Source organism: Parolsenella sp. LCP21S3_E11 (genome assembly GCF_052118165.1).
Classification (GTDB): domain Bacteria; phylum Actinomycetota; class Coriobacteriia; order Coriobacteriales; family Atopobiaceae; genus Parolsenella.
The window spans coordinates 30,366-45,730 of sequence record NZ_JBQKHS010000009.1; the positions used below are offsets into that span (position 1 = coordinate 30,366).

General features: G+C 63.0%; 13 protein-coding genes. 2 read left to right on the top strand and 11 right to left on the bottom strand.

Going from position 1 to position 15,365, the window contains the following annotated elements:
• Positions 1 to 94: 94 nt before the first annotated feature.
• From uvrB to ACTQ1Z_RS07675, 9 genes are all read right to left on the bottom strand, one after another.
• Positions 95 to 2,356, bottom strand: coding sequence for an excinuclease ABC subunit UvrB (gene uvrB, locus ACTQ1Z_RS07635; protein WP_441859977.1), 2,262 nt, complete (start codon positions 2,354 to 2,356; stop codon positions 95 to 97).
• A gap of 267 nt (positions 2,357 to 2,623) precedes the next feature.
• Positions 2,624 to 3,232, bottom strand: coding sequence for a dephospho-CoA kinase (gene coaE, locus ACTQ1Z_RS07640; RefSeq protein WP_441859979.1), 609 nt, complete (start codon positions 3,230 to 3,232; stop codon positions 2,624 to 2,626).
• Between the two features lie 6 nt (positions 3,233 to 3,238).
• Positions 3,239 to 3,670 carry a hypothetical protein gene (locus ACTQ1Z_RS07645; protein ID WP_441859981.1) on the bottom strand — a complete coding sequence of 144 codons (432 nt, stop codon included), beginning with the start codon at positions 3,668 to 3,670 and terminating at the stop codon, positions 3,239 to 3,241.
• Positions 3,671 to 3,875: 205 nt separating this feature from the next.
• Positions 3,876 to 5,072 (bottom strand): 30S ribosomal protein S1, encoded by a 1,197-nt coding sequence (gene rpsA, locus ACTQ1Z_RS07650; protein ID WP_320680562.1) that lies wholly within the window; start codon positions 5,070 to 5,072, stop codon positions 3,876 to 3,878.
• Between the two features lie 326 nt (positions 5,073 to 5,398).
• Positions 5,399 to 6,496 (bottom strand): ABC transporter ATP-binding protein, encoded by a 1,098-nt coding sequence (locus ACTQ1Z_RS07655; RefSeq protein ID WP_441859984.1) that lies wholly within the window; start codon positions 6,494 to 6,496, stop codon positions 5,399 to 5,401.
• The gene (locus tag ACTQ1Z_RS07660; RefSeq protein ID WP_441859986.1) at positions 6,489 to 7,475 is read right to left on the bottom strand and encodes an ABC transporter ATP-binding protein; all 987 of its coding nucleotides are present in this window, start codon (positions 7,473 to 7,475) and stop codon (positions 6,489 to 6,491) included. The genes ACTQ1Z_RS07655 and ACTQ1Z_RS07660 overlap by 8 nt, the downstream gene beginning before the upstream one ends.
• Before the next feature lie 6 nt (positions 7,476 to 7,481).
• Positions 7,482 to 8,384, bottom strand: a complete 903-nt coding sequence (gene nikC / locus ACTQ1Z_RS07665; RefSeq protein ID WP_320680559.1) for a nickel transporter permease — start codon at positions 8,382 to 8,384, stop codon at positions 7,482 to 7,484.
• A 5-nt stretch (positions 8,385 to 8,389) separates the two neighbouring features.
• A complete protein-coding gene (locus tag ACTQ1Z_RS07670) occupies positions 8,390 to 9,406 on the bottom strand; it encodes an ABC transporter permease (RefSeq protein WP_320680558.1) in 1,017 nt (338 codons plus the stop codon).
• A gap of 227 nt (positions 9,407 to 9,633) precedes the next feature.
• Positions 9,634 to 11,229, bottom strand: a complete 1,596-nt coding sequence (locus ACTQ1Z_RS07675) for an ABC transporter substrate-binding protein (protein ID WP_441859991.1) — start codon at positions 11,227 to 11,229, stop codon at positions 9,634 to 9,636.
• Positions 11,230 to 11,946: 717 nt separating this feature from the next.
• Here ACTQ1Z_RS07675 and ACTQ1Z_RS07680 point away from each other — a divergent pair.
• Together ACTQ1Z_RS07680 and ACTQ1Z_RS07685 are read left to right on the top strand one after the other, a co-directional pair.
• Entirely contained in the window at positions 11,947 to 13,407 is a 1,461-nt protein-coding gene (locus ACTQ1Z_RS07680; RefSeq protein ID WP_320680553.1) for a PTS fructose transporter subunit IIC, read from the top strand.
• Between the two features lie 208 nt (positions 13,408 to 13,615).
• Positions 13,616 to 14,068, top strand: coding sequence for a PTS sugar transporter subunit IIA (locus ACTQ1Z_RS07685; protein ID WP_441859994.1), 453 nt, complete (start codon positions 13,616 to 13,618; stop codon positions 14,066 to 14,068).
• Positions 14,069 to 14,305: 237 nt separating this feature from the next.
• Here ACTQ1Z_RS07685 and ACTQ1Z_RS07690 read toward each other — a convergent pair whose 3' ends face one another.
• Together ACTQ1Z_RS07690 and ACTQ1Z_RS07695 are read right to left on the bottom strand one after the other, a co-directional pair.
• The gene (locus ACTQ1Z_RS07690; RefSeq protein WP_441859996.1) at positions 14,306 to 15,064 is read right to left on the bottom strand and encodes an SDR family NAD(P)-dependent oxidoreductase; all 759 of its coding nucleotides are present in this window, start codon (positions 15,062 to 15,064) and stop codon (positions 14,306 to 14,308) included.
• 185 nt (positions 15,065 to 15,249) lie between these two features.
• Entirely contained in the window at positions 15,250 to 15,363 is a 114-nt protein-coding gene (locus tag ACTQ1Z_RS07695) for a hypothetical protein (protein WP_441860000.1), read from the bottom strand.
• Positions 15,364 to 15,365 lie beyond the last annotated feature (2 nt).

Sequence of the window (15,365 nt, forward strand, 5' to 3'; positions counted from 1 at the left end):
AGGGCACGCGGCATCCAGGGCACGGGTGGCCAAGGTGCGTGGTATCCGGGCCGCAGGTGGCCAGGGCGCGCGGCATCGGCGCCAACCTAACGCCCTACTTTTTCCTCGGTTGGTAGCGTCTGCGAGTGGCGTGGACGCTCCCCTTGCGGGCGCCGGCCTTGAGGCGAGCCATGACCTCGTCTTCCGTAGTTCCCTCTACCTTGCTCCTGAGCTCGACGAGTTGATCGCGCAAATCAGCGGCGCGTTCGAAGTCCATGGCTTCGCTCGCCGCCGCCATGTCGCTCTCAAGCGCCTCCATAATGCGAGTCAGCTCTTCGCGAGGAAGCTTCTTCGCAAGCTCGGCGGCAACAGACTTGGCCGTAGCCTCACTCTTTGCACGCGCGTCGGCGTCAACCCCGGCAAGGCTCTCGAAGGCACCATGGCTTCCTGTGCCATGGCGGTCGCGCGTCTTATCGCCGACCGTCTCCTCTGCCTCGGAAATAAAGCTCGAGATGTCTGCAATCGACTTTTTGACGGTCTTGGGCACGATGCCGTGTTCCTTGTTGAACGCCTCCTGAGCGGCACGGCGCCGGCGCGTCTCATTGATGGCGATGCGCATCGAATCCGTAATGCGATCCGCATACATAATGACTTCGCCGTGAGCGTTACGCGCAGCACGGCCCATCGTCTGAATGAGCGAACGACGGTTACGGAGGAATCCCTCCTTATCCGCATCGAGGACCGCCACAAGCGAGACCTCCGGAATATCGAGGCCCTCGCGAAGGAGGTTGATGCCCACGAGCACGTCAATCTTGCCCATACGCAGGTCACGAATGATGTCCACACGATCGAGCGTCGCAGTGTCCGAGTGCATGTAGTTAACCTTAAGCCCCTCGTCGAGGAGATGGTCCGTAAGGTCCTCTGCCATGCGCTTGGTGAGCGTCGTCACCAGGACGCGCTCCTTCGCAGCAACTCGCGTGCGAATTTCCTCCGTCAGGTCATCGATCTGGCCACGGATGGGGCGCACGTCGATCAACGGATCAAGCAGGCCGGTCGGGCGGATAATCTGCTCGACCGTCTGCTGGCTGACCTGCTCTTCGTAGTCTCCGGGCGTGGCCGAGACATAGACGAACTGCGGCACGCGACTCTCGAACTCATCGAAGCGCAGGGGACGGTTGTCAAGTGCGCTAGGCAGGCGGAAGCCGTGTTCTACCAGCGTAATCTTGCGCGCGCGGTCTCCTTCGTGCATGCCGCGAATTTGGGGCACCGTCACGTGGCTCTCGTCGATGATGCAAAGCATATCCTTGGGGAAATAGTCGATGAGCGTGAAGGGCGGCTCGCCAGGAGCACGGCCGTCGAGATGTCGCGAGTAGTTCTCGATGCCGTTGCAATATCCCATATTCTCAAGCATCTCAAGGTCATACCCCGTACGTTCGCGCAAGCGCTGGGCCTCGAGGAGCTTGTCGGCTTCCTTGAGCTGGGCCAAGCGCTCCGTAAGCTCTTGGTTGATGGTATCGAGTGCGTGGTTGATCTTGGGGCGCTCCGTGACATAGTGACTTGCCGGCCAGATGGGCACCGCGTCAAACTCACGCAGAATCTCGCCCGTGACCTCATCGATCTCGGCGATAACCTCGACTTCATCGCCAAAGAACTCGATGCGGAGAGGATGCTCCGCATACGGCGGAAACACGTCGACGCGCTCCCCGCGCACGCGGAAGCAGCCGCGAGCAAGATCGATATCGTTGCGGTCATACTGAATGTCTATTAGCGAATGGATGAAATCGTCGCGTTCGAGCGGCTCGTCCTTTGAGACGTTGGGGGCAAGGCCCGCGTAGTCCTCCGGGCTACCGATACCGTAAATACAGCTCACCGACGCAACGCAGATAACATCGCGACGCGAGAGCAAGCTTGCCGTGGCCTGATGGCGGAGCTTCTCGACTTCTTCATTGATCGAGGCGTCCTTCTCGATGTAAGTATCACTCTGCGGAACGTAAGCCTCCGGCTGGTAGTAGTCATAGTAGGAGACGAAATAGACTACGGCGTTATTGGGGAAAAGCTCGCGCATCTCACTTGCAACCTGAGCCGCGAGCGTTTTATTGGGCTCCATGATGAGCGTAGGCTTGTTTACGGCCTCAATTGTCTTGGCCATGGTGTAGGTCTTGCCGGAACCCGTAACACCGAGGAGAGTCTGGTAACGAAGACCATCCTCGATGCCCTTCGCGAGCTTAGCTATGGCCTGGGGCTGGTCGCCCGCCGGCTCGAACGGAGAGACAACCTCAAGGGGCGCGCCGACGCCCTCGACGCCAAAACGACGGAGCTCGGCGCCAACATGACCCGTGACCCGCGGCTGATTTGAAGTTGCCTCCTGCGCTCCCATGCTTCCTCCGCTACGTACAGCTGTTCGATATTGCCATTATACACATACGAACTAAGCCGATACGGGTCAAAGCTCTAGATCCGGAGGGGCCATCCCGGCACCATCGAGCAACACCACCGGCGCGGGGGCGTCCAAGCGTTCAAGCAACGCCACCGGCAAGAAGGGGCGTCCAGGCGCTATCGAGCAGCGCCGCCGGCGCGAAGGGCATGCCGCCAGCACAACAACCGCGCCAGGACAGCAACATGCCCGGAAGCCAATGCAGGTTCGCTACTCCCCCATAACCTCGAGCCACCACGTGCCCACAGCAGCCTCTAACGCCGCAGCGTCCCCGTCATTTTCGATCACATGCGTGGCGTGGGCGCGAAGATACTCGTCACTTGGCTGACGCGCCGCGCGAGCGTCGAAATCCTCCCCCGTCATACCGCGACCAACGGCCCGCTTGCGACGAAGCGCTAGTGGTGCCGTCACGACAAGGACATCATCCGCAAGAGGAAGCAAGTCCTCCACGCGATCGAGCAGGGGCACCTCGACAATCGTCAGCTTTGGCTCGGCCCCAGAACAGCTCGAGCTCGTAAGGATGGCGGCGAGGCGCTCGCGAATGGCAGGCATCTCGATCGCCTCGAGGCGAGCCGTATCCTCCGGCGTGGCAAACGCGCGGGCAGCCAGCTCGCCTCGATTCAGCTCGCCCGTATCCCTGTCAACCAGATCATCACCGAACTCTGACGCAATAGACTCCAGAACGGGGCTGCCCGCCTCGAGGACCTCGCGGGAGACCTGGTCGAGATCGCATAGCCAGGCACCGCGATCATGCAGCAGACGGGCAACGGTTGACTTACCCGACGCGATACCGCCAGCTAGAAACGTCGTATGCGCCATGATCGACTACGCCTTGCCATCAAAACGCGTGTGGCACTTGGGGCAGGTAATACGAACCTTGCCTTTGCCGCGAGGAATACGGACGCGCTGGCCACAGCTGGGGCAGGCGAGGTGAACGTAGTTCTTGGCCTCACGAAGCTCAGCAGCAGGGTTCGCAAGGAACGAAATCACAGGACCAGCCGCTTTAAGGGCCTGCGAGTTCTCACGGCTTCGGGCAGAGACATCCTTTGACGTGATGCGGAACCATGAATAGCCGAGAAGAACCAGCGCCACGACCGAAACCCAGGTTGTACGCGCAAACAAGTCGATGATGACAAGAATCACGGCAAGCGTCGTGCAGGCGCCAGACAGCTCATCCGCGCCGTTGCGCCCACGAGCCCATTCAAGAATCTTACGCTGCGCCTCTTCCATCTTGTTGCCGTTCGTACCGTTTGCCATGAAAACCTGCCTTCCCTTTCTTCGAGAAACAATTCTACCCGGCATTGCGGACACTAACCGCACGAGCGGGAATCGCAACGCCGCCGCAACATCAAGCCCATCGCGCGGCGAACTGGTGGCAAGCGAGACCCACTATCGCACACAAAAAGGGCCGCCCACTTTCGTGAGCGGCCCCGCAATCGAGCTAGTTACCTAAGCGCGAGATTTACTCGGCGTCGGTGGCCTCGACGGTCTCAGCAGCCTCGGTAGCCTCAGCGGCCTCCTCGGGCTTGTCCATCGGCTCAACCTCGACCTCGAAACCGAGGGTCTCAGCGGCAGCCTTCATGGACAGGGAGATACGACGACGATCGAGGTCGATCTCCATAACCTTGACCTGGACCTTGTCGCCAACCTTGCAAACCTGGGCAGGGGCGTCGACGTGCTGCTTGGCCATCTCGGAGATGTGGACCAGACCCTCGATGCCGTCGCCGAGGTCAACGAAGGCGCCAAACGGGACGAGCTTGGTGACAACGCCCTCAACGATGGCGTCGACCGGGTACTTCTTGACGAGCGTGCGCCAAGGATCCTCGGTGGTCTGCTTGAGGCCAAGGGAGATGCGCTCGCGGTTGAGATCGACGTCGAGAACCTGAACCTCGACCTCCTGGCCGACCTTGACGACCTCGGAGGGGTGGTTGACGTGGTTCCAGGAGAGCTCGGAGATGTGAATCAGGCCGTCGATGCCGCCGAGGTCGACGAAGGCGCCGAAGTCGACGATCGAGGAGACCGTGCCCTTGAGGCGCATGCCCGGCTGGAGCTTCGAGAGAATCTCGGAGCGCTCGGCCTTGCGAGCCTCCTCGAGGACAACGCGACGGGAGAGGACGACGTTGTTGCGGTTGCGGTCCATCTCGATGACGCGGGCCTCGATGCGGGTGCCCATGTAAGCGTTGAGATCCTTGACGCGACGGAGGTCGACGAGGGAGGCGGGCAGGAAGCCGCGCAGGCCGATGTCGAGGATAAGGCCGCCCTTGACGACCTCGATGACCTCGCCCTCGACGTTCTCGCCGGCGTTGAACTTCTCCTCGATGCGGTTCCAAGCACGCTCGTACTCGGCACGCTTCTTGGAGAGGACCAGACGGCCGTCCTTGTCCTCCTTCTGGAGAACGAGGGCCTCAATGGTGTCGCCCAGGTTCACGATGTCAGCGGGGTTGGCGTCCTTGCGGATGGACAGCTCGCGGACGGGAATAACGCCCTCAGACTTGAAGCCGATGTCAAGCAGGACCTCATCGCGCTCAATCTTGACAACGGTACCCGTGACAAGATCGCCCTCGTCGAAATCGGTAATGGTACCGTCGATGAGGTTGTTCATCTCCTCGTTGGACACGTCATCCAGCGAGAAAACGGACGAGTTCTGAATCTCACTCAAAGGTGGACCCCTTTCGAAAACGGGGCCCCGATGCTCATGCGCATCGCCTGCAGCAGCTCCGGGCCAGATGCTCGCCCACAGCCACCGGCTTGGATTTACATCGCTCGGGGGCCGACAGATATAGTGTGTGAGCGTCCGACTCACACGTCTTGATAGGATACCTTGCACGCCTAGCCATTTCAAGCGTAAGTGGCAAGTCTGCTCGTAAATTTACGAAAAGTTGGCCTTCTCCGCACGCGCCCGCCACACGCACACGCCCGCCCTCGCACCGCACGCACGCGCCTGCAAAAAACGGGGCCCGCACGTCCGCGCGGACCCCGCAGCTCCTACTCTCCCAGGCCGTTCGGGCCCATGCCTCCAGGAATGGTATCGGCGTCGCGGCCATACGCCGGCTGCGCTGAAATCTCCTGGATCTTGGTCGCCTCCGCGATGACGCCGTCGGCAAGGACGTTGTCGTAGCGATGGCAAGCACACCAGTGGCCCGGCGACACCTCGCGAAGCTCCGGCGCGGACACGTCGCAGCCGCCCACCTTGGCGAAGCAACGGCTGCAGAAACGGCAGCCCACGGGCGGGTCGATCGGACTCGGCACGTCGCCCTCGAGGATGATGCGGCGACGGCGCATCTTCGGGTCGACGGAGGGAATTGCCGAAAGAAGCGCCTGCGTGTAAGGGCAAAGCGGGTGGTGGTAGAGCTCGTTCTTCTCGGTAATCTCCATGAGGTGGCCAAGATACATGACACCCACGCGGTCGCTCACGTGCTTCACGACGTTCAGGCCATGGGCGATGAACAGGTACGTGAGGCCCATCTTCTCCTTGAGGTCGTCGAGGAGGTTCAAGACCTGCGCCTGCACCGACACGTCAAGCGCCGAGACGGGCTCGTCACACACGATGAGCTTGGGGTTCACGGCAAGCGCACGCGCAATGCCCACGCGCTGGCGCTGGCCGCCGGAGAACTCGTGCGGGTAGCGGTTGCGCATGGACGCCGGAAGGCCAACGAGCTCGAGCAGCTCGTCCACGCGGGCATCGACCTGGTCCTCGGGCAGAATCTTGTTCGTGCGGATGGGCTCAGCAATGATGCTGCCGACCGTCATGCGCGGGTTCAGGCTCGCGTAGGGATCCTGGAAGATGAGCTGGATGTCACAGCACAGGCGGCGGCGTTCCTTGGGCGACATCGCCGTGAGGTCCCGGCCCTCGAACGTTATCGTGCCTGAGGTCGGGGCGAGCAGGCCCACCAGCATCTTGCCGATGGTCGTCTTTCCACAACCGGACTCGCCCACGAGGCCAAGCGCCTCGCCGCGACGAATCTGGAACGAGACGTCATCGACGGCCTGAACGAAAGACGTCGGCTTGCCAAAGAAGTTCGTGTCGGCGACGAAGCTCTTCGTCAGATGCTGGACGTCGAGCAGTACCTCGTCGTTATTCATTGGCACTCCCCTCCTCGTCATAGAAGAAGCAGCGGACGGTGCGGCCCGGCTGGCCGGGAACCTCGCGAAGCTCCGGGCACTCCTTGCGGCAGCGCTCGCGGCAGCGATCGCAGCGGTCCGAGAATGGGCAGCCCGTAGGGCGGTTCAGCGGCGCGGGGATCTGACCGCGAATGGTGTAGAGACGCTTGGCGTCGTCGTCCTCGAGACGCGGGATGGATTCGAGAAGTCCCAGCGTATAGGGATGAAGCGGCTTCTCGAAGAGCTGCATCACCGTCGCCGTCTCGACGACCTGCCCCAGGTACATGACGACCACGCGATCCGCCACCTCGCTCACGACGCCGAGGTCATGCGTGATGAGCAGCACGCCCATGTTAAAGTCCTGGCGCAGTTTGTAGATGAGGTCGAGGATCTGGGCCTGGATCGTCACGTCAAGCGCCGTGGTGGGCTCGTCGGCGATGAGGAGCTTGGGGTTGCACGAGAGCGCCATCGCGATCATGACGCGCTGGCGCATGCCGCCCGACATCTGGTGCGGATAGTCACGCGCGCGGTCCTCGGGGCTGGGAATGCCCACGAGGCGCAGCATCTCGACGGCGCACGTCCACGCGGCCTTCTTGTCGAGGTCCGTGTGAAGACGAATCGCCTCGACGATCTGGTCGCCCACGCGGTAGACGGGGTTGAGCGACGTCATCGGCTCCTGGAAGATCATCGAGATCTTGCCACCGCGAACCGCTTGCATCTCCTTCTCAGAGAGCGCGAGAAGATCCTGGCCGTCGAAGGTGATCGAGCCGGCGGCGACGTGGCCGGGGCTCTGCAGCAGACGCATGATGGAGAGCGACGTCACGCTCTTGCCCGAGCCAGACTCGCCCACGATGGCAACGGTCTCGCCCGCGTCTACGGAGAAGGTCACGTCGTCGACGGCGCGCACGACGCCCTGGCGCGTGGGGAACTCGGTGCGGAGGTCTTTGACTTCTAGCAGCATGGGCACCTACCTCTTCCTTGCCTTGGGGTCGAATGCGTCGCGGACACCGTCGCCCAGCAGGTTGAACGCGAGCACCGTGAGGGTGATCGCCATGCCGGGGAAGAGCATCGCATGGGGCGCCGAGAAGATGTAGTTGCGGCCGCGGCCCAGCATGTCGCCCCACTCGGCCGCTGGCGGCTGGACGCCCAGGCCGAGGAAGCCGAGGGCGGCGCAGTCGAGGATGGCGCTCGAGATGCCGAGCGTCGCGCGGACGATGATCGATGGCATGACGTTGGGCAGGATGTGGCGCACGATGATCGTGGCGTCGGTGTCACCGATGACGCGCGCGGCGGCCACGTAGTCGCTCTCCTTGACGGCGAGGATCTGGCTGCGCACGATGCGTGCGTACTCCGGAATCGACACGAGGCCGATGGCGACGACCGCCTTCTCGATGCCCTTGCCGAACGCCGCCATGAACGTGATGGCGAGCAGGATCGAGGGCACGGCAAGCATGATGTCCATGCAGCGCATGATGACCGTGTCAACCTTGCCGCCCTTGTAGCCCGCGATGGCGCCGAGCGCGACGCCCACGGTGAGCGAGATCGCGACGGACAGCACGCCCACGGCGAGCGTGACCTGCGTGCCGACGAGGATGCGGCTGAACATGTCGCGACCCTGCTGGTCGCAGCCGAAGATGTGCTCTGCGCTGGGCGTGGCGAAGGATTGCGAGAGGTCCTGGGCATACGGATCGCACGGCACGATGCCCGGGAAGACCTTCGTGACGATCGCGATAACCACGAGCAGCAGGATGAACACAAGGCTCACCATCGCCGCCATGTTATGGGACAGGGAATACCAGACGTCCTTCCAGAGGGATTCCTTCTCCTCCGGAGTCGTCTTGGCGGAAGCGCCCATTGTTGCCTCTGCCATGGCGATCACTCCTCTCCCTGCGTGTACTTGATGCGGGGGTCGAGCAGGGCGTAGATGATGTCGACCACCAAGTTGATGACGACGAAGATCACGCCGATGAGCAGGACGACGCCCTGGACCACGGGGAAGTCGCTCTTGAGGATGCACTCGACCACGTACTTGCCGATACCGGGCCAGGCGAAGACCGTCTCCGTGAGGAGGGCACCGCCGAGGAGGCTGCCGAGCTGGAGGCCGATGACCGTGGAAACCGGCAGCATGGCGCAGCGCAACGCGTGATGCTTCGTGACCTTGCCCTCGGGCAGGCCCTTGGCGCGGGCGGTGCGCACGTAGTCCTCGTTCAGCGTGTCTAGCATGCTCGAGCGGGTCATGCGCGTGATGATGGCCATGGAGTACATGGACAGTGCACACGCCGGCATGATCATGTGGATGACGGCGTTGCCAAACGCCTCGAAGTCACCGGAGAGCAGCGTATCGAGGATGAAGAGGCCCGTTCCGCCAACCGGTTGCATGATCGGGTCGATGCGGCCGCCGGAGGGCAGGATGTGCAACGTTCCCGTGAACAGGATGATGAACAGGATGCCCAGCCAGAAGATCGGCATAGAGACGCCAACGAGGGCGAGCAGCGTGGAAAACGCGTCGACGAACTTGCCCTTGTGCGTGGCGGAGACCACGCCGAGTGCCACGCCGACGACGCTCGCGATGATGATGGCGACGATGGCCAGTTCGATCGTGGCGGGGAAGCGACTCATGATCTCCGTGGTCACGGCCGTGTGCGTGTAGTACGAGCTACCGAGGTCCCCGTGAAGCGCACCTCCAATAAAGTCGAGGTACTGCTTCCAAATAGGGTCGTTCAGGCCCTGGGAGTCGCGCCAGGCGTCCATGGCCTCGCGCGTCGCGTGCTCGCCCAGGACGACAGGGGCGGGGTCGGCGGCGAACACGCGCATGAGCAGGAACACGACGACGGATAGCCCGATGAGGACGGGAATCGCCTGGAGCACTCGCTTTGCGACGTACTTGATCAACGCTTTCCACTCCTTTCCTTATGCGATGTGGATGGTCTTCTCGGCTAGACGGCGAGGCAGGGCAGGCGGCACGCCGGCACGGCCCTGTCGGCGGTAGCGCACCCGACGGCGGTGCACCCGGCGGCACGGCGCCCCGGGCCCCGCTAGAGCCGTCGCGGGAGTCCGGGGCCTTCCGCTCCGGACTCCCGCGGGATTGCGCTCAGACGCCTCTAGCGAAAGGCCCTGCCTTAGGCCTCCTTAACGGCGTCGTACAGGAACGCGACAGCCGTCGGGTGGAAGTAGAAGCCAGAGACCTTCGGGTTATAGCCCAGGATGTTCTGGGAGTGCGAGATGAGCAGCCACGGCTGCTCCTCGGCGACCATCTGCTCGCACTGCAGGTAGATGGCATCGCGATCGCTGCCGGAGGGCGTGACGAGGCCCTTGTTGATGAGCTCGTTGTACTCGTCGCTCTTGAAGCGGGCGACGTTCATGGACAGGCTCGGATCAGAGAGCAGGTTCATGAAGTTGTCGGGGTCGCCGTTGTCGCCGTTCCAGCCGTAGAAGCAGATGTCGTAGCTCTCGGTCTGGATCTTGGTCTTGTAGGTCGTCCAGTCATAGGTGTCGATGGTGACGTCGACGCCGGCCTCCTTGAGATAGCCCTGGATGGCCTCGGCGAGGACCTGGCCGCCCTTGCCGTTATACGGACGCGGGTTGGAGTAGGTGATGCACTTGACGGAGGTGATGCCGAGGGCCGCGAGCTCGGACTTGGCGGCCTCGGGGTCATACTCGGTCTGCTTGACGTCCTCGTCGTAGGGAGCCATCCAGGTCGGCATGACGGAGTTGGCGACGGAGGCGTAGCCGTTGTACAGGGAGTCAACGAGCTCCTGGACGTTGACGGCCTTGGCGAAGGCCTTGCGGGCGTCCTTGTTCTTGAAGATCTCGGACTCGGTGTTGAACGCCATGTAGTTGATGTTCATGCCGTCGGCCTTGTAGATCTTGGAGCCACCCTGCTCGACGGTGTCGACCACGGCCTCGTCGATGCCATCGATGATGTCGGCCTCGCCGTTGTTGAGGGCGGTGACGCGAGAGGCAGCCTCGGCGATGAAGGTGAAGATGATGTTCTCGGTCTTGCCGGCCTTCTCGGAGTTCCAGTAGTCCTCGTTGCGCTTAAGGACGATGTTGGAGTTCTTCGTCCAGCTCACGAACTTGTACTGGCCGGTGCCGACGGGGTTCTCCATGGCCGTGTCGAACGCAGACGGAGCGACGATCGGCGAGGACATGCACATGGCGATGTTGGCGAGAAACGGCGTCGACGCGGCGCGGAGTTTGATGACGAGCGTCGTGGCGTCGGTGGCCTCGACGGACTCGACGCCGGTGCCGTCCTCCTGGGAGCCGAAGTTGAAGGAGGCGTAGGGCATGTCGTCGGTACGGTTAGGCTCGAGCTGGCGATCGATGCAGGCCTTGACGGCCTCGGCGTCGCAGTCGGTGCCATCGTGGAACTTGATGCCCTCGTGCAGCTTGAAGGTGTAGGTCAGGCCGTCATCGGAGACCTCGGGGAGCTCGGCGAGGCCCGGGACAACGGTGCAGGAATCCGTCTCGTACTGGAGGAGGTTCTCGTAGATCTGGACCATGACCTTCGCGGACTCGCCGTCATCGACGTACGCGGGATCGAGGCCGCGGGGCTCGGCGCCCTGGGAGAAGGTGATCGTGTCGGCGTATTCGCCGGAGGCGGTGGTAGCCGAGCTGCCGGCACGCTTAGAACCACAGGCGGTCAGTGCGCTCGCGGCGCTCGCAGCGGCGACGAGCTCGAGGAAGTTCGTTCGAGAGATGGCGTTCTTGTCCATGTGCGCTTCCTTACCCTAATCAATCTTGCGGTCTTTCGCTGGATTCGCGTCCGTGCCCAGGTGGACGCATGGGGCTCGCGCCCACGGTGGACGCGCGGGGATGGCGGCAGACCGGACGCGAGCGATGAGTGCGCGAACGGCGCTGCCTCGACGTCCGGGCGACCATACGAGACTCGACACCTGGGCAGGCGCGAGGCTTCGCAAGCCCCATCCATGCGATGTGAGATGAATTTACAAATTGCGCCCGCGAAAACGGGATTTGAAGCGATTTATTGGCGAAGTCTTATCCCCGAAGCAATATCGATGCAATCTGGCTGAAACAAATCGCCCAAGAAAAACTTTATTCCGCTACAGTGGTCCGGATTAGGACGAACGGGGTGCGCCAACGATCGACACCGCGCTCGTAACCGACCCCCAGCGGCGACAGAGTCTCGTCTGCGCGTTTGACGGAAAGTCGAAATATTTCTTGACTTTCTCTTCGGTTTTACTTTTCCCAGCAAACGACTAGGGTTAACGGTTTAACCATTTCTAACGTTTCCCAAGGTAGAACAACGTTTACCGACAAATTCTTGTCGCGAATTCGTCCACGGGATACCTTCTTTAGCGGCCGATACTCCAATCGGCCGCACCATCCGTGGCACCAAGTCCGGCACCAGGTCCGGACGCCACACCCCTTTCCAGAGGACCAGTGCAAACCGGTATATGAAGGAGGAGAACGTGAAGATCGTAGGAGTAAGCGCCTGCACCGTCGGCATTGCGCACACCTACATGGCTAAGTCCGCCATGGAGGAGGAGTGCAAGAAGCGCGGTTTCGAGTGCAAGATCGAAGCGCAGGGAGGCATGGGCATCGAGGACGAGCTCTCCCAGGAGGACGTCGACTCGGCTGACCTCGTCATCCTCACGACCGACGTGGGCATCGAGGGCGAGGACCGCTTCGAGGCCAAGAAGGCCGAGGGCCGCTTCCACAAGGCCGGCACCGCCGACGCCATCTCTGACGCCGCCGCCGTGATCGATGCCGCCATCGCCGCCGCCGGCATCGACGTCTCCGCGTTCGCCGTCGCCGAGAAGGCCGCCGAGCCCGCCAAGGCCAGCGCCGCCCCCGGCGGCCCCAAGCCCGCTGAGAAGAAGTCCATCTTCGCCGAGCCCGGCAAGACGCTGCTCAACGCCTTCAACACCGGCGTGAGCTACTTCATCCCCATCGTCGTCATCGGCGGCGTGTTCCTGGCCTTCTCGCTGGCCTCCGGCACCGCCGGCGCCAACGGCATGGAGGTCACGAACCCCTTCATGGTGTCGCTGAACACCATCGGCATGGCCGGCATCTCCATGATGATCCCGGTGCTCGCCGCCTACATCGCCTACTCGATGGCCGGCAAGCCCGCCCTCGCCCCCGGCTTCGTCCTTGGTTACCTGGTTAACAACGCGGTGACCACGCCGAACGGCTCCGCGGTCTCCACCGGCTTCCTGGGCGCCATGATCATGGCCGTCATCTGCGGCTACTTCGTCCGCTGGATGAAGACCTGGAAGGTCAACGACACGATCAACACGATCATGCCGATCCTGATCATCCCGATCCTCACCTCGCTCGTTCTGGGCATGGCCTACATCTACATCCTGGCCACGCCGCTCGGCTTCGTGATGGACTGGCTCACCGCCGTCCTCGGTAGCCTCCAGGGTGGCTCCGCCGTCGTCCTCGGCCTCGTCATCGGCGTCATGACCGCGTTCGACATGGGCGGCCCCATCAACAAGACTGCCTCCACGTTCACGATGGCCCTCATGGCCTCCAGCATCTACGGCCCCAACGGCATGTTCCGCGTCGCCGTCGCCGTCCCGCCCCTGGCCTGCGGCATCGCTTCCCTGATCGCCCACAACAAGTTCGATGACGCCGACCGTCAGATGGGCGTCTCCGCCATCTTCATGGGCTGCATCGGCATCACCGAGGGCGCCATCCCGTTCGCCGTCAAGGACCTCGCCCACACCCTGCCGGGCATCTGCATCGGCTCCGCCGTGGGCGCCGGCCTGGCCGCCTTCCAGGGCATCGACTGCTACGTCCCGCACGGTGGCTTCATCGTCGCCCTCGCCACGAGCAACGTCGGCCTGTTCTGCCTCGACATCGTGATTGGTGCCCTCGTGGGCGCCGCGATCCTCGTCGCCATGAAGCCGAAGCTCGAGCAGAAGTAAGTTAACTCTCTGCACCTTTTGGACCCTGTCGGCTCACCGGCAGGGTCCTTCTTTGGTTAAATATCCTGTGTTATACTGCCCCGCCGGTCGGGCGCGCGAGGCACCGCAGCCGCTCGCGCGAAGCAGCAACCCAGCAAGCCAGGCAGCAGACCCGCCAGCCAGGCAGCAGCAGCCCACCGGCAAGACACGTGAAGAAAGGTATGCACCGATGGCTTTCGTCAACGACAAGAACGTCCTGCTCCACCAGAATGCCGCCAACAAGGACGAGGCACTCCGCACCATCGCGAACTATGCCGCCACGCTCGGCATCACCGACGACGCCGATGCCGTCTACGACGCTTTCCAGGCTCGTGAGGGCATCGACAAGACCGGCATGGTCGATGGCTTCGCCGTGCCGCACTGCAAGAGCGACGCGGTCAAGGATGCCGCCGTCATCATCTTCAAGAACGAGCAGCCCGTCGAGTGGCCGAGCCTCGACGACAAGCCCGTTGACATCGCCATGGCGCTTCTCATCCCCGAGGGCGAGGCCGGCACCACCCACCTGCGCCTTCTCTCCAAGTCCGCCGTCCTGCTCATGAACGCGGACTTCAAGGCGACCCTGCGCGGCTCCGATGACGCCGCCCAGATCGCCCAGGCGCTGAACGAGGGACTCGGCCTGTAAGGTTTTGGGCAAGCGCCCATAGCACGCGTTAACAGCAGCGGGTCCGGAGGAATCCCCTCCGGACCCGCTTTTTCATGCGTATCGTGCGAGCTTCGCCGGCGACTCGCTCCGAGTATCTCGCGTGGCGGTCGGCCAGGATACCTCGCACATGACGGTCGATCCGGGCACCTCGCGCGTGACGGCCAATCCGATAGCCCGCGTATTACGATCGGTCCAACGGCCCGCTCGAACAACTTTCTAAAGCATAGCCCCGAAGTCGCTCACGAGAATCTGGCCGGTGAGGGCGCGCGATTCGTCGCTTGCCAGGAACAGCGCGATGTTGGCGACATCCTCCGGCATGCAGGGCTGCGTGCGGAGGTTGGAGTGCGTGGCCATGGCGCCCATCATGTCGGCGTCCATGTCGGCGGCGGTGGTGCCGGCAACCATCGGGGTCACGATGGTGCCCGGGCAGATGGCGTTGCAGCGGATGCCCTCAGCCTGGAAGCGCAGGGCGGTGTGCTTGGTCACGCCGATGACGGCCGCCTTGGTGGAGACGTAGACAGCGCCGCCGCAACCCTTCTCGCCCGCAACCGAGGCGATGTTCACGATGGACGCGCCGGCGGACATACGCTTGGAAGCAGCGCGCATGCAGCGCATAGTGCCCTTCTGGTTGGTCTCGATGATGCGGTCGAGGTCCTCGTCGGTGAAGCGGTCAACGGGCTTGAGACCGGACTCGAGAATGCCAGCGTTGTTCACGAGGACGTCAATCCTGCCGTACTTCTCCTCCACGGCAGCCATGAGGCGCTCGGGATCATCGGCCTTGGAGATGTCGGTGGCCATGACGAAGGTCTTGCCGCCGGCAGCCTCGATCTCGCCCGCGACCTCCTCGAGCGCGGCCTCACGACGGGCGGTCATGACAACGGTGGCGCCTTCGGCGGCGAAGAGCTTGGCGATGGCGGCGCCCACGCCGGAGTTAGCGCCCGTAACGACGACGACCTTGTTCTCGAGCCTGTTCATGGTGATTCCCCTTTCGTTTCCGCGAATGACGGAGGGCACGTTAACGCATGAGGCGCGCCGAGCGCGCGACGCTTCGGCATGCGGCCCACCGGTCGTCGGCAGGCGTTGGCGCAAACGACGCCCCGGTCCGCGACTGACGCATGCATTTCGCCCCGAGAGGCGCGTTCCGCGCGCCGGCCCGAGAGCTAGCTGTTATGTGCCAAGACATTGTTTACACCGACTATGCGTGACATCGGAGGCAGGCCCCCGCACGCGCTGTGCGGACGGTCCCAATTGTAGCGCTCGATGAAGGAGGCCAGGG

Excerpts from the sequence above, each read along its gene's own strand:
- uvrB (WP_441859977.1), bottom strand. The coding sequence starts at position 2,356 with ATGGGAGCGCAGGAGGCAACTTCAAATCAGCCGCGGGTCACGGGTCAT.
- coaE (WP_441859979.1), bottom strand. The coding sequence starts at position 3,232 with ATGGCGCATACGACGTTTCTAGCTGGCGGTATCGCGTCGGGTAAGTCA.
- ACTQ1Z_RS07645 (WP_441859981.1), bottom strand. The coding sequence starts at position 3,670 with ATGGCAAACGGTACGAACGGCAACAAGATGGAAGAGGCGCAGCGTAAG.
- ACTQ1Z_RS07655 (WP_441859984.1), bottom strand. The coding sequence starts at position 6,496 with ATGAATAACGACGAGGTACTGCTCGACGTCCAGCATCTGACGAAGAGC.
- ACTQ1Z_RS07660 (WP_441859986.1), bottom strand. The coding sequence starts at position 7,475 with ATGCTGCTAGAAGTCAAAGACCTCCGCACCGAGTTCCCCACGCGCCAG.
- nikC (WP_320680559.1), bottom strand. The coding sequence starts at position 8,384 with ATGGCAGAGGCAACAATGGGCGCTTCCGCCAAGACGACTCCGGAGGAG.
- ACTQ1Z_RS07675 (WP_441859991.1), bottom strand. The coding sequence starts at position 11,229 with ATGGACAAGAACGCCATCTCTCGAACGAACTTCCTCGAGCTCGTCGCC.
- ACTQ1Z_RS07685 (WP_441859994.1), top strand. The coding sequence starts at position 13,616 with ATGGCTTTCGTCAACGACAAGAACGTCCTGCTCCACCAGAATGCCGCC.
- ACTQ1Z_RS07690 (WP_441859996.1), bottom strand. The coding sequence starts at position 15,064 with ATGAACAGGCTCGAGAACAAGGTCGTCGTCGTTACGGGCGCTAACTCC.